Annotated in this window: 15 protein-coding genes and 1 pseudogene; 5 read left to right on the forward strand and 11 right to left on the reverse strand. The window is 41.8% G+C overall.

Annotated elements, in window-relative coordinates:
- Positions 1-684 (forward strand): D-lyxose/D-mannose family sugar isomerase, encoded by a 684-nt coding sequence (locus tag H8S18_RS09815; protein ID WP_186858134.1) that lies wholly within the window; start codon positions 1-3, stop codon positions 682-684.
- A gap of 73 nt (positions 685-757) precedes the next feature.
- Here the strand turns inward: H8S18_RS09815 and H8S18_RS09820 are convergent, their stop codons facing one another.
- The 4 genes from H8S18_RS09820 to H8S18_RS09835 all read right to left on the reverse strand — a co-directional run bounded on the left by H8S18_RS09820 (position 758) and on the right by H8S18_RS09835 (position 2,768).
- Positions 758-1,195, reverse strand: coding sequence for an Hsp20/alpha crystallin family protein (locus H8S18_RS09820; RefSeq protein ID WP_186858135.1), 438 nt, complete (start codon positions 1,193-1,195; stop codon positions 758-760).
- 90 nt (positions 1,196-1,285) lie between these two features.
- Entirely contained in the window at positions 1,286-1,969 is a 684-nt protein-coding gene (locus tag H8S18_RS09825; protein ID WP_186858136.1) for a DUF2461 domain-containing protein, read from the reverse strand.
- Between the two features lie 95 nt (positions 1,970-2,064).
- Positions 2,065-2,256 (reverse strand): ferredoxin, encoded by a 192-nt coding sequence (locus H8S18_RS09830; protein ID WP_186858137.1) that lies wholly within the window; start codon positions 2,254-2,256, stop codon positions 2,065-2,067.
- 158 nt (positions 2,257-2,414) lie between these two features.
- Entirely contained in the window at positions 2,415-2,768 is a 354-nt protein-coding gene (locus H8S18_RS09835; RefSeq protein WP_186858138.1) for a cupin domain-containing protein, read from the reverse strand.
- 129 nt (positions 2,769-2,897) lie between these two features.
- Between H8S18_RS09835 and H8S18_RS09840 the strand changes: the two genes are divergently transcribed.
- Together H8S18_RS09840 and H8S18_RS09845 are read left to right on the forward strand one after the other, a co-directional pair.
- A complete protein-coding gene (locus tag H8S18_RS09840; RefSeq protein WP_186858139.1) occupies positions 2,898-3,062 on the forward strand; it encodes a hypothetical protein in 165 nt (54 codons plus the stop codon).
- Positions 3,063-3,237: 175 nt separating this feature from the next.
- Positions 3,238-3,840: a recombinase family protein gene (locus tag H8S18_RS09845; RefSeq protein ID WP_186858140.1), complete on the forward strand. Its 603-nt coding sequence runs from the start codon at positions 3,238-3,240 to the stop codon at positions 3,838-3,840.
- Positions 3,841-4,229: 389 nt separating this feature from the next.
- Here the strand turns inward: H8S18_RS09845 and H8S18_RS09850 are convergent, their stop codons facing one another.
- Together H8S18_RS09850 and H8S18_RS09855 are read right to left on the reverse strand one after the other, a co-directional pair.
- Entirely contained in the window at positions 4,230-5,783 is a 1,554-nt protein-coding gene (locus H8S18_RS09850) for a Na+/H+ antiporter NhaC family protein (RefSeq protein WP_186858141.1), read from the reverse strand.
- A gap of 26 nt (positions 5,784-5,809) precedes the next feature.
- Positions 5,810-6,292 carry a GNAT family N-acetyltransferase gene (locus H8S18_RS09855; protein WP_186858142.1) on the reverse strand — a complete coding sequence of 161 codons (483 nt, stop codon included), beginning with the start codon at positions 6,290-6,292 and terminating at the stop codon, positions 5,810-5,812.
- A 595-nt stretch (positions 6,293-6,887) separates the two neighbouring features.
- On the opposite strand from H8S18_RS09855, the pseudogene H8S18_RS09860 reads away from it, so the two are divergent.
- Positions 6,888-7,964, forward strand: a pseudogene (locus H8S18_RS09860) (IS256 family transposase); the annotation flags it as partial.
- Between the two features lie 120 nt (positions 7,965-8,084).
- On the opposite strand, the gene H8S18_RS09865 reads toward H8S18_RS09860, so the two are convergent.
- The gene (locus H8S18_RS09865; RefSeq protein WP_186858143.1) at positions 8,085-8,498 is read right to left on the reverse strand and encodes an SLOG family protein; all 414 of its coding nucleotides are present in this window, start codon (positions 8,496-8,498) and stop codon (positions 8,085-8,087) included.
- 113 nt (positions 8,499-8,611) lie between these two features.
- Between H8S18_RS09865 and H8S18_RS09870 the strand changes: the two genes are divergently transcribed.
- Positions 8,612-8,851: a helix-turn-helix domain-containing protein gene (locus H8S18_RS09870; RefSeq protein WP_186858144.1), complete on the forward strand. Its 240-nt coding sequence runs from the start codon at positions 8,612-8,614 to the stop codon at positions 8,849-8,851.
- Positions 8,852-8,906: 55 nt separating this feature from the next.
- Here H8S18_RS09870 and H8S18_RS09875 read toward each other — a convergent pair whose 3' ends face one another.
- The 4 genes from H8S18_RS09875 to tcmP form a co-directional block, all read right to left on the reverse strand.
- On the reverse strand, positions 8,907-9,692 hold the full coding sequence (locus H8S18_RS09875; RefSeq protein ID WP_186858145.1) for a DUF3226 domain-containing protein: 786 nt from the start codon (positions 9,690-9,692) through the stop codon (positions 8,907-8,909).
- Positions 9,693-10,790 (reverse strand): AAA family ATPase, encoded by a 1,098-nt coding sequence (locus H8S18_RS09880; RefSeq protein WP_186858146.1) that lies wholly within the window; start codon positions 10,788-10,790, stop codon positions 9,693-9,695.
- 493 nt (positions 10,791-11,283) lie between these two features.
- A complete protein-coding gene (locus H8S18_RS09885; RefSeq protein WP_186858147.1) occupies positions 11,284-11,994 on the reverse strand; it encodes a DUF5131 family protein in 711 nt (236 codons plus the stop codon).
- Between the two features lie 22 nt (positions 11,995-12,016).
- On the reverse strand, positions 12,017-13,117 hold the full coding sequence (gene tcmP / locus H8S18_RS09890; RefSeq protein ID WP_186858148.1) for a three-Cys-motif partner protein TcmP: 1,101 nt from the start codon (positions 13,115-13,117) through the stop codon (positions 12,017-12,019).
- Positions 13,118-13,194 lie beyond the last annotated feature (77 nt).

Consider the following 13,194-nt stretch of genomic DNA (forward strand, 5'->3'; position numbering starts at 1 on the left):
ATGAAAAGAAGCCTTATCAATGCTAAGATAGCGTTAGCAAAACGTGTGTTGAAGCAGCTTCATTTCACGCTTCCGCCGTTTGCCTATTGGACAATGGACGAATGGAAGCAAAAAGGAAGCTGTATTGAAATGATCCGCAGGACGATGCTCGGCTGGGATATTACCGATTTCAGCAGCGGGGATTTCGAGCGCGTTGGAGCCGTGCTGTTTACCTTGCGTAATGGAGATGCATATGATCCCGCAATTGGTACGCCATATGCGGAAAAAATCATTGTCGTGCAAAACGGACAGATTTTGCCGCTGCACAAACATATGAAAAAGACGGAAGATATCATCAACAGGGGCGGCGGAACCATGCTTATGACTCTTTATGGTTCTGATTCTTCCGGCGGAGTGGACCGCGAAAGCGATGTGCAGGTGTACTGCGACGGAGAACTTAAAACCTATGGAGCGGGAGAGACCTTCGAAGTGCCGGTAGGTGCAAGCGTAACGCTCACGCCGGGAATATATCATCTGTTTGGTGCGCGCTGCGAAGGAGAAGCAATGCTGATTGGCGAGGTATCTTCTGTCAATGATGATAATACGGATAACTATTGGGCAGAAAAAAGAGAACGTTTTTCAAGTCTGGAGGAAGACGAAGCGGCCTTGTGCCCCCTATGTAACGAATATGATTCGTTCCTGTAAATAAGTTCCTTCCTTATAGTATTTAGTTGCAAAGGGGCCTGTATCATTCTATGATACAGGCCCCTTTGCTTTATCACCTGATGTCAATCTTTCTGGATTTCTTTTTTTCCTCGCCGCTCTTTGGCAAAACGACTTTCAAGACGCCATCTTTATATTCTGCAGTGATTTCGTCTTCTTTTACATCGCTCACCGAGAACGAACGGGAAACACGGCCCATACGGCGTTCATTCACTACATAATTATCTTTTTCGGTTTTGGATTCTTCGTTCATATCTGCGCTGATCGTAAGAATCCCTTCGTCATAGGAAACGTCGATCATCTCCCGGTGAAGTCCCGGAAGATCGGCGTCAACCTCATAGCGGTCGTCTTTATCCTTGACGTCCACCTTGAAATTGGTGAATCCATCCGATCCATTGAAGAAGTTGCGCATAAAGCCTCCGTCCCAGAAATCGAGGCCGTCAAATCCACGTGAGAGACCATGCCGGCGGCCAAATGGAATTAATCCTGCCATTTTCATTCATCTCCTTTTTTTTTCTTTCTATTTAAATAATACCAATCCGGCAGGAATTTAAACGTCTGAAGTTGTAAAAAAAATATGAATTTAAGCTTCGATCAGGAGCCGCTCTTCCACCTTGCACAAAAAGGTATAAAAAGGGGAGAGGAGCAAAAAACCCTGGGCAAGCGTCTTAAATAAATCCGGGGAGAATAGAAGATCCGCATCTGTGCTGCTTCTCATCCAATCCAAGTTTTTACGGTCAAGCCAGTTGCGCAGGGGCTGCGGCGCATCAGGGCATTTACTCCGTTTGTAAAAATCACCCTCCAGGACAAAGGTTTTTTGCTTTTCAAGGGCAGTAAACGCTTCATAAAAGTCTTTGTCTCCAGAGAGCGCCAGTTTACGGATCATTTCCATGGTGCGTGGCGGAGCTCCGTAATATCCGCAGCCATAGCGGAAACCTTGGGGAGAAAATTCGAGAACAAATCCGGGAGGACAGCTAAATTCTTTTTTCCCCCGCGAAAACACAATCCACATTACTTCACGGTATAATGACTTATCATGAGAGAAACGCGTATCGCGGTAAATACGTGAGATGGCCTTGCCCACTTTGGGCTCGGTAATCATCAACGGATCGATTTTCCGCATAGTAGGCGCAAGAAGGGTAACAAGCTCCGCCATCGGCGCAAGCACATACCGCTGGTATTCCGGCTTATGGGCATGGAACCATTCCCGGCTGTTGTTAAATTTGTTTTGTGCTAAAAAATCAATCGTTTGTTTTGAAATTGGCATTGTTCTTTCCTCCTGAAGTTATTTTACCACAAATAAGAAAAAACAATAAAAACCCCCCGCAGCCGCGGGGGGCTTTTGCAAATACTGCATGAAAATCAATCATCGCTGACTGAAATGACGCTTACCGGGCATCCGCTTTCCGCTTCAAAAGCGCTTTCTTCATTTTCCGGCGTAATCTCTCCATAAACCTCTGCTACATTGCAGTCTGTCATGCGGAACACTTCCGGGCAAACGCTTTCACAAAGACCGCAGCCAATACAGCCGTCCCCGATTACTGCTTTTTTCATTTTATCGACCTCCTTGTTCTCCCAATGCTCCCCGGCCCGTTATGAAATAACTGGCCGGAGAGTCACCGGCCGTCGCCGCCACGGCTACTTGTATGCCGGCGGCGTGTATTTTAACCAAACACTACCCCATACATATTCTCGCAAAAGGTGCTTTTACCTCATTCTTTTGTTTCCCCAGAAGGGAAGATAACTGCCAGAAACATTTTAAATTTTTCTACAGCATAGACTGCATGCGGATGCCGCGCGGGCATCAGGATGGCTTCGCCTGCACGCAGGGTATGCTTTTCTCCGTCAATTGTAATCTCGCCGATACCGTCCAGCGCAATCACAAGGGCGTCCCCATGGGATTCATGCGTACTGATTTCCTCCCCTTTGGCAAACGCAAACAATGTAAGGCTTACTGCGCTGTTTTGCGCAAGCGTTTTACTCGCAACCTGCCCGGGAGAATAATCCACGAGCCCCGCAAAGGGAAGTACGGTTGCAATTTCAATATTTTTCATCAATTGATCCATCTTCTGCCTCCTTCCAATTCTTCTTTTTTAATAAGCATTTTGGGAGCTGGCAAACAGAATTTTTAAGGAAGCGGTTTAGTTCCCTGGAATGGGGTTAAAAATATAGCACAATCAAAGGAGGTAATTGCTATGAGCAAGAGAGATATTAATCCCGGTGAATTTGCAGAAGAAGACGAAGTTGTAATGACGGATACCAAACCGGCAGATGTGGAACAGTTTAAAGACGATGGTGTATCGGCCGCATTTCTGCGCTTTGATGACATGGATGAAGATACAACAGAATCGGATAAATAGAGAAAAAAGCATAAAGGCTGGCCCGGAAGAAAGAATCCGGACCGGCTTTTTTGATACGGTTTTCTAAAAATATTCTTCCTGGCCAAATTCCCGGGAATTTTAATCAGATGAAAAGTCCCGTTCCCCTACAATGAATATTAGTGGAAAAACATCAAGAAAAATGGGGGAAAACAAAATGGGCTATAAAGAATATGGATATGCGCGGGTATCGACAAAAGATCAGCACGAAGACAGACAGATTTCCGCTTTGCTTAAGGTGGGCGTCAAAAAAGAGAATATCTTTATCGATAAACAAAGTGGAAAGGATTTCGAGCGTCCCAAATATAAAAGACTTTTAAGAAAGCTGAAAAAAGGCGATACTGTTTTTATCAGCTCAATCGACCGCCTGGGCAGGAATTATGCGGAAATCATGGAGCAATGGCGCATCATGACCCGTGAAAAACAGGCGGATGTGGTGGTTCTGGATATGCCGCTGCTGGATACGCGCCAAAAAGGGGACGACCTGACAGGAATATTTATTGCGGATCTGGTATTGCAAATCTTGTCATATGTGGCGCAAAAAGAACGGGAAAATATTCGGATCAGGCAAGCGGAAGGGATTGCCGCCGCCAAAGCGCGGGGTGTAAAATTTGGCAGGCAGAAAATAGCACTTCCTCAAAATTTCCAAGAAGTAGCGGCGCTGTGGAGAAAGAAAGAAATTTCACTGCAGGAAGCATTAGAAGAACTGAAAATTGGCAGAACTTATTTTTTCAAAAAAGTAAAAGAATTTCAAATTTAATAGTCCGGAAGAAATAATTCGCAAAATTATACTATGTCTGATGGGAGTGCTGCTGGCGCTTGTGGAGTATGTTGCTTCGATCCTGATTAACTTGGATTATGATGCCCGAACAATGCTCCAGCCGAAACAGACGGGCGTGGCACTAAACCAGGCGGATGCAACGTCCCCAAAAACGGGTAGCGCTGATCTGGCAATGATCCTCACAATAATTGCGATTGTTGCTGCAAGTACAGTTTTCTTTGCTGGTAAACAGCTTAGAAAGGCTGAAAGATAATATTTCCCGGGAATATTATCAAAGCATGAGATATGCAGAAAAAGGCCTATCTTTCGGGATAGGCTTTTTTTGTAGAGCGAATTGGTCAATAAAAAACTTGCCGGGATAACTGGATTTACTCTTCGTGGGAAAACCCATGCCGTTCGGTACCGCAGGATTCCGGCGTATAATAACCGGTACGCTCGGCCTTTTTCGATTTTTTATAAAGGGACGTAAGAACAATAAGCAGCATAGCGGTCCCGATTCCAAGAGCCAGCCAACCGTTTGCCGTGATGCCCGCTATCACATAGGAAACCAAGCAACAAATAGCGACGAGCATGGCATAAGGAAGCTGTGTGGATACATGTTCAATATGGTTACAATCTGCTCCTGTAGAGGCCAGTATGGTCGTATCGGAGATTGGGGAAACGTGGTCGCCGCAAACTGCCCCAGCGAGAACCGCCGCGACCGTAATGGTGAGGAACTGGCTTCCCATATCTCCAAATATTGCCGCAGCGATGGGAATGAGTATGCCAAATGTTCCCCAAGATGTTCCCGTAGCAAAAGCAAGCCCTAAAGCAACAAGGAAGAAAACGGGCGGAAGGATTGCATGTGCCAGTTGGTTGTCGCTTACCAAATGGCTGACAAAGCCGCCTGCATTCAGGTAATCCTCGCTGCAGATTCCTGATAATGTCCATGCGAGGGAAAGAATCAGGATTGCCGGCACCATGGCCTTGAAACCACGTGCAAGGCCGCCTGCAAATTCGCGAAACGTAATGATTTTCCGTGGAATATAAAGAAAGAAAATGACAATAACCGCAAAAAATGACCCAAGCACAAGGGAGAGGGAGGAATTGCAATTGGCAAAAGCGCCGGCAATATCTGCTCCTTCGAAGATTCCGCCGGTATAAAGCATAAAAAAGATACACAAACCAATCAGGGATAAGATAGGAATCAACAAATCGTATACCCTACCATGCTTTTTTGGGCGCGCGATGCTGTCCTCTTCTTCCTCAGGGAGGACTTCGGCAGGTTCTTTGGCAGCCGCGCGTTTCATCGCGCCAAAATCAAAATTCATCACGATGATAAATACGACCATGATTAGTGTCAATATGGCATAATAATTAAAGGGAATAGTCTGTATAAAGAGGTTAAATCCGTCGATACTGCTGTCCTCCGGCAGGGAGGAACCGACTGCCGCCGCCCAACTGGAAATTGGGGCGATAATGCAGACGGGAGCCGCGGTTGCATCAATAATATAGGCGAGCTTTGCGCGTGTAATACCGTAACGGTCAGTTACCGGCCGCATCACTGTGCCGACAGTCAGGCAATTGAAATAATCATCTACAAAAATCAACGCGCCGAGGCCTGTGGTAGCAAATAAAGCTCCGCGTTTTGATTTGATGGATTTTGACGCCCATTCTCCATAGGCGCAGCTTGCCCCCGATTTTGTCATCAGGGCGACGATCATTCCCAGAAAAATGAGAAAGATGATGATATTCATATTGTTTCCCACACGTTCTCCCATTACGGTGAACGTCGTCTCGAGAGCGGGAATTACCTGAAATCCAGTGAAAAATAACGCGCCCGAAATAATTCCGATGAAAAGCGATACATATACCTCTTTGGTGAGCAATGCCAAAACGATCGCAACGGCCGGTGGCGCCAGTGCCCATATGGTCTCCTGCATGTCCTGATCCCCCTTTTTATGCCGCTTTACTGGTCGGCTGCTTCACGGATCCGTTTGCCTGCCAGACGGTAAGTTGTCCAGGCATTCATCGGAACTGCCCCCATAGCATGATAAAAATCAATAGACGGCTGGTTCCAGTCAAGGCAGGTCCATTCCATCCGCTGGCATCCGCGGCGCACTGCTTCGGCGGCAACTGCCTGGAACAGTTTTTTTCCGATCCCCAGTCCGCGCATTTCCTGGTCAACGAATAAGTCTTCAAGGTATAGGCCGGTACGGCCCTGGAATGTTGAAAAATTTTCGAAATACAAAGCAAAGCCCACCGGTTTTCCTTCATATTCCGCAATCAAAACCTCGGCGGCGCCCTGGTCAAACACATAGGTTTCAATGCTCTGGACCGTTGCGACAACCTCGTCGCTCATTTTTTCATAGGCAGCTATTTTTTGTATAAATGCGAGCACCAAACCAGCATCAGTTCTTTGTGCCTGGCGTATATTTAATTTTTGTTCCATTATGAAAGTCTCCGCCCAATCAAATTAAGTTACTTTCAGAATAGCACAGAACGCAAATGCCTTCAATAAAAAATGCCTTTTCCATGTATCTGTAAATAGGGCGTATCAGAATAAGGATCTGCTGGATCCGAAATATGGCAGGCAGGAAAAGGACGATGCGCTCGGTATATGTCGGCATGTTGACCGGCCCAGTGACGAAGGGGATCGCGGATAACAAATTATACGAAGCTTATGAACTGCCCGGAAAGGAAGGCGTCTTATATTAGCAAAGTATTTACTGCCGGGCCGGACGGCTAATCCCGGCAGGGGAAGGAGGTGTAAATTATGGCAACCGCAGCATTGTTTTTGTTATATTAAGCGCATGGTTTTTAGTAGGATCAATTAAACACTGGAATAGATAATGATAGGGGGAATTTAGACTGCCGGGCAACTACCAAAAGGAAGCGGCTTGGATTAAGGGAACGTATACTGACCTCCGGGCGGGAGTCGATAAGGAACTTGCAGACAAGCTGAAAGCATATCTGGAAGAAGAAGCTATAAACTTACGCAGACTGTCTCCGGGAAAAAATAAAAGAGACAATAGGCCGCTCTAATGATGAGCGAGCATCTAGGCTATGAGCCGTATGAGCGTTCAGACGAGGCAAACTCACGCAATGGCAAAAAAGCCAAACGGCTACGGAGCAAATATGGCGAAATACCCGTTGCGGTGCCACAAGACCGCGAGAGCACGTTTGAGCCAAAGATCGTGAAGAAGCGGCAGAAGGATATTTCCAGCATTGAGGACAAGATAATCTCCATGTATGCCAAAGGCATGACAACACGGCAGATATCCGAACAGATCGATGATATCTACGGGTTCGAGGTCTCAGAGGGCCTTGTCTCAGACATCACTGACAAGCTGCTGCCGCAAATAGAAGAATGGCAGCACCGACCGCTCAGCGAGGTATATCCAATCCTGTTTATAGACGCAGTGCATTTCTCAGTCAGGGATAATGGTGTCATCCGCAAACTGGCGGCGTATGTGATACTGGGCATCAGTGAGGAAGGCCGCAAAGAAGCGTTGAGCATCCAGATAAGCGAAAACGAGAGCGCGAAATACTGGCTTTCTGTGCTGAACGAGCTAAAGAATCGCGGAGTCAGGGATATCCTGATCCTGTGTGCGGATGGGCTTTCAGGCATCAAGGAAGCGATTGCAGCATCTTTCCCCGAAACAGAATACCAACGCTGCATCGTGCATCAGGTACGCAATACGCTGCGCTACGTGGCGGAGAAGGACAAGAAAGCCTTTGCCACGGATTTGAAGACCATCTATCACGCGCCCACTGAGCAGAGCGGATTTGAGCGCATGGAGGCGATTACAGAGAAGTGGCGCGATAAGTACCCCCACGCCATGAAAAGCTGGTCAGCGAACTGGGATGTCATCTGCCCGATCTTCAAATTTTCGATGGAGGTGAGGAAGGTCATCTACACGACCAATGCCATCGAAAGCCTGAATAACACCTACCGTCGTCTGAACCGCCAGAGGAGCGTATTTCCAAGTGATACAGCGCTTTTGAAGGCTCTATATCTAGCAACATTCGAGGCCACCAAAAAATGGACGATGCCGCTCAGAAATTGGGGTAAAGTCTACGGTGAACTGGCGATTATGTACCCTGAGCGACTACCAATCTGATGTTTTTCTGTTGACAATGCCCTTCTGGGGCTGTATATTGTGAAAAAGGCTCGGGAGACGAACCCGGCTCCCAAACCTTAAATAAATCTTGTCATTGAAAGCCTATTTACAGAGATTATTTCACAGGCCCATCATATATCTGTTGCGTTCAAAATAGCAATTAGAATGATAGTCTTCACCTGTGTAAATTAATTCATCTGAACGAACCTCTAACGCGACATGTCGTAAACGCCATTCTTCCGAACAGTTTTCGCTGTGCTCCGGAAACGGGATAACCGCAATTAACTGCAAATCACGCCATTCTTTACGTTCTTCACGCATCTCTAGTATTGTCTCTCCGCACAAAATATCAAATCCTCGTGCCATTCCACAAAGAAAGAATTGAAATCCGTCTAAGATTGCACAAGCGATGGCTTTGTGTATATCTGATTTCAATTGCTGGTATTGCGGATTATCCACTACTAGACTAAATGAAAATTTCTCTGGTCTATATCCACTAAAGCAACAAGTTTGATTTTTATATTCATATTCCATAATAGCCACCTTTTTTAACAAAACGACTTCGACCAGCAGTGCTGGTCATCATGTGCATGATATTACCATATACTGTAATAAAAAACAAGCACTAAAGGTCAAAAGAGGGATATATGTTTAAAAATAAAAACACGGATGGCAGTTTAAATATTTGTGGTGCAAGAATTACCGCTTTGCGTAAAAAATTGGGCATATCGCAAAGGGCACTGGCAGATAAAATTCAATTGCAAGGTATTGATTTGAGTAAAAATGCAATTCAGCAGATAGAAAGTGGCGAACGATTTGTAACTGATATTGAGCTAAGAGCTTTTGCAAAATTTTTCAAGGTTGCTTCGGATGCATTGTTAGATTAACAGCATCAGACATTGCGAGAGCGAATCAATGCTATCGAGGCGCACCATTGAAGCCTTACTTAACAGAACATAACTTATGCAACTCCAAAAAGGTATCATTAAATCCGCTGTAATTCTCCCACGGTATAGATCTTAATATCTTATCGCCCGCATCGAATGTCCGATGTGGAGAAACTACGCTAAAGTAAGTACCGAAAGATATCTTTGACTTTATACCTCTCCTCTTTAGATATCTTTCTTTAATATTTTCTATTGTTTCTAATGAAGTTGTAAATTTATCGCACTGCTCAACTAAAGTATTTTCACAATAATCAATTTCTTTTCTGCAACTTAGTAAAAAATTTTCTAAAGTTCCTACAGTATCAAATGGAATAACCAATGGTAAGATCAACAATGGTTGCCTTCTCTCGGAATACTGCAACTCAGCCCATTCATTATTTTCCAAATTCACATCTTCTAGTGAATTAGATACTATTATCCTTGAAATATCTTCAAGAATATTATGTTCAGCATGCTCATCATCTCGATCAAAAAGAAGCACCATACGTTCAAACGGTTCACTGTTAGACATGCTATTAATATCTAAGACCTGTGCAAATCCATCTTTGATTGCAGTAATACCACCGACCGCGTATATACATAATAAATCTTCACCGGGGTTAATATACCATGAAAATTCTTGTGTCATACTATTTTCAATACCAAACTCAAGAATTCGTTCGGATATTCCACGGCATTGACTCTCTTTTTTCGACAAAAAGATCCATTCGTCTGTTTTGCTTAAATAGTAACTTAATATTATTGCATCAGTTTTGCCTTCGCAGATGATGATACTTTTCATTTATCTTAACTCCGCATTGTTTCTAAATCGTAAATTAAAAGCCTTTTGTCCATCTATCACCCGCGCATATGTTCTGTCACTATCATTGTCTAACATTATAATCTTCAATAAGTTTGATCTGCCCTGACAGCATTGGATAATTTTATCTAATGCTTCCTGACTATGTGTAGTAAGAAATAATTGAATATGATTACGCTGGCATACTTCGATTAAAAATTTGAATACATTATCCATAGCTTTTGTATGAATAGACGACTCAAATTCGTCAATTAGTAATATTCCACCATCCATTGAAGCGATTGTTGATGCAAATAAAACTACTTTTTTAGTTCCATCCCCATATGATGATAGCGGTATAAAACCATTACGTTTGTTTTCAATAAACATCACTCTCTTATTGGTATCGTCATCGACATCAATTCGCACATCTACAACATCTGGATCAAATAACTTTAATAATTCAATAGTATAGTAATAAGCATCTTTTTGGCGAATAGATGGTAGGGGGAAATTTGAAGTAATATGATCGATTGGAGAAATGTATTTTATACTAGAAGATCTAGACAGAGTTCCTTGGATTCTCTTATACTTGTGAAACTCGAAATATGATACCTCGCGTTCATAAAATTCTAATTGCCTATTTTGTTGAGGAAAGACACTATATATTTCGCCAGTTAATACATCTATTTCCTCCGAAGGCATATTTCGTTTCTGATTTGAAGACAATGCTTCCATCTCATCTGGATTAAGTATGGTTCTTTCTACATGACCATTTAACTTAATACTAGAAACCTCATCTTTTATGAAAGCTTCTATATCAAGGTAATATTGATCTCCACGCTTAACTAAAGCAGATAGTAACGAGCCATAACTTGAAGCACGATAAAAAAACGGCGAAGCAACATCTCGTTGTCTAGCAACATAAGCGATATTGTTAATGTTATGTGGCAAACAAGAAATGCGGATCGCCTCCAACACACTAGTTTTTCCACTATTGTTGTCTCCAACAATAACATTTATATTGCCAATATTAGAGATTCTTACGTCCCTCAACCCACGATAAGCACGGATATGCATGTCAGATAGATATCTATTCATAATTTTGTGCTCACCTCATAATACCTTCAAATTACTAAATCATAAAATACATACATCTGGTGTCAAGCAATTTTATTGCCAAAAGCAAAGTTTTTAGCTATTCGCGCTAAATGACAAAACATTGTGTTTAGCCAAACTTTTAAATAAAACTGATCTAATTGCATTTTACCTTATACCTCGCAAATAATCAATATTCACAAGAAATATACGTACAGATTAAATGTCGGCAATCAAAATTTATTAAAATATTGTAAACATCATAAAATAAGCGAGAATTAAAAATTAAGAAAGTTTTGAGTCTTTTTACAAAAAGGACAGATTTACTGTCTGCCCTTTAAACTTATTATCATTCCAAACGCCAAATCTATCAGATATAAACGATTAGTCTCTTTAAGACAAAATAGATGCAGGCAAAACGGTGTTCTTGAAGAAATAAGCTGTATAGAATGAGAGATTGCCTTTGTTGGATTTTTCTAGAATCCCAATTTGACATTCACTTAATATTAGGATATTCCTTATAAGTCCGTCCGCACAAAAGCGCTCCATTTTTCTTTTTTGGCATACCACCCCATTGCTTAAAGAAAAAAGCCGTATTGCTTTCTTGGGATTTACATAGCAATTCGCTTACCCATTCCTCTTGTAGCTCTCGAAAACCGAATCCAGATTCTCCACCTACAATTAACCAGTCAATTCCTCTCAGATCAATATCATTTATGGATTCAAGCAAGGGTTCAGCCGATATAAACTTTATACATGCATTTGTTTTTTTTAATAACTCGCATCTATAAAGAGCTTTTCGATTTTCTATGCTAGTACCCATCCATATATTATCTGTCCAAGTTATTCTATCAGATAACTCCACTAATCTTTCTGCCCTTTTAGTTAATACCTGAAAAGTATGCCAATTAGCCTTATTCATTATGGTAAACAATTCTAAAATATCATTATCCGAAACATCTTCATGAAATATGTCTGACATCGAATTGACGAATATCATTTTAGATTTTTTCCAAGTTAATGGCTTATCAAACAAGTCCTTATGTATAGTTACATCAAAGCCATTTTTGTATCTCGGATTATTCATCGCTTTGAGTCTCTTTGCAAATGATTCAGCATAACAATTCTGGCATCCATCTGATACTTTAGTACAACCAGTTATTGGATTCCATGAGACTTCAGTCCATTCTATTTTCGTATTATTCATAAAAACCTTCTATCATCATACATTATTGAAAGTGTATAATATTATCTCTCCCAATTTTTGCACCATATAATTGTGCAAGCAATTTCTTTATTTCCGGCTTGTAGCCCTCACACGGAAATATCGGATGATTATCTAGATCAGCGTACACTTGCTCTAACCGAACTTCTTTCATTTTACCATACTTTGCATAAATATAACTGACAATATCACTAACCGAATAAGCATTTTTATCAGAACACAACTTAAACGAACCTTCATTATCAAAATCTATCGCAAATTGACTAGGATTATGGTGAGATACCGTCACGGTAGATTTATCTCCCGAGACTTTCCAGGCTGTCTTTTTGAAAAGACGGAATCCTATAATGCTTTTGCTATAATAAATTAGATTATAGACTAGTCCATTATTTTGATTATAAAATGGAAAAGAAGCCAAATGGACATCGGTTTTATTGTCAGATTTATCTCTTATGATTTTTTTGACCAAATTATCCAATGCCGTTTTATCCGTACAGATTTCTACCAAGTCCTCAATCGCTTGTTGGTATGTATCAATATATTTCTTTTTTTTGGTTTCATCTCTTACTTGCGCAACACCTCTTGACGTATCCATCACTACATGATTAATAACTACCTCCGCCCAAGAGTTCAAAAATGGTGTTATCGCGTCCCATTTTATCGCTGCGTGATATGGATCATAAAACAAAAGTTTATTAAATCCTTTGAATTCGACCATATCAAATTGTCTCAAGAAGTCGTTACCATCGGTACACGAATACGTTATCTTTATCTTTGTTGTGTCAATGGCAGACAACTCTTTTTTTAAAATATCAATTTTAGCTTGACTCATATCGTTATAAAAAAGATAAACTTTTTTATTCGCAAATTCAGGCTTTTGCATCACTTGATTTAAACATTTAGCAACGCGAACAGGAGTCCCCATAATTTTTTCTTCGTTTTCACCAATACCATATCCACAATTACACATACAGTCAATAAAAACTACCCCTTTTGAAGTGGATAATCCTAATATCTTATAAGCCCAACCCTCTACATACTTTTCAATGAGTTCAAATTTTCTAATCGTATGTGGTTTTATAGTATCAGGCACAAATTTTTTCATCTTGAACCTCAGTAATAAAATTTGAATGTCTCTACGCCATTGGAATAATAAAATGTAAAAAATATACAATAATAATA

The organism is Christensenella tenuis (assembly GCF_014287795.1).
Classification (GTDB): Bacteria; Bacillota; Clostridia; order Christensenellales; family Christensenellaceae; genus Christensenella; species Christensenella tenuis.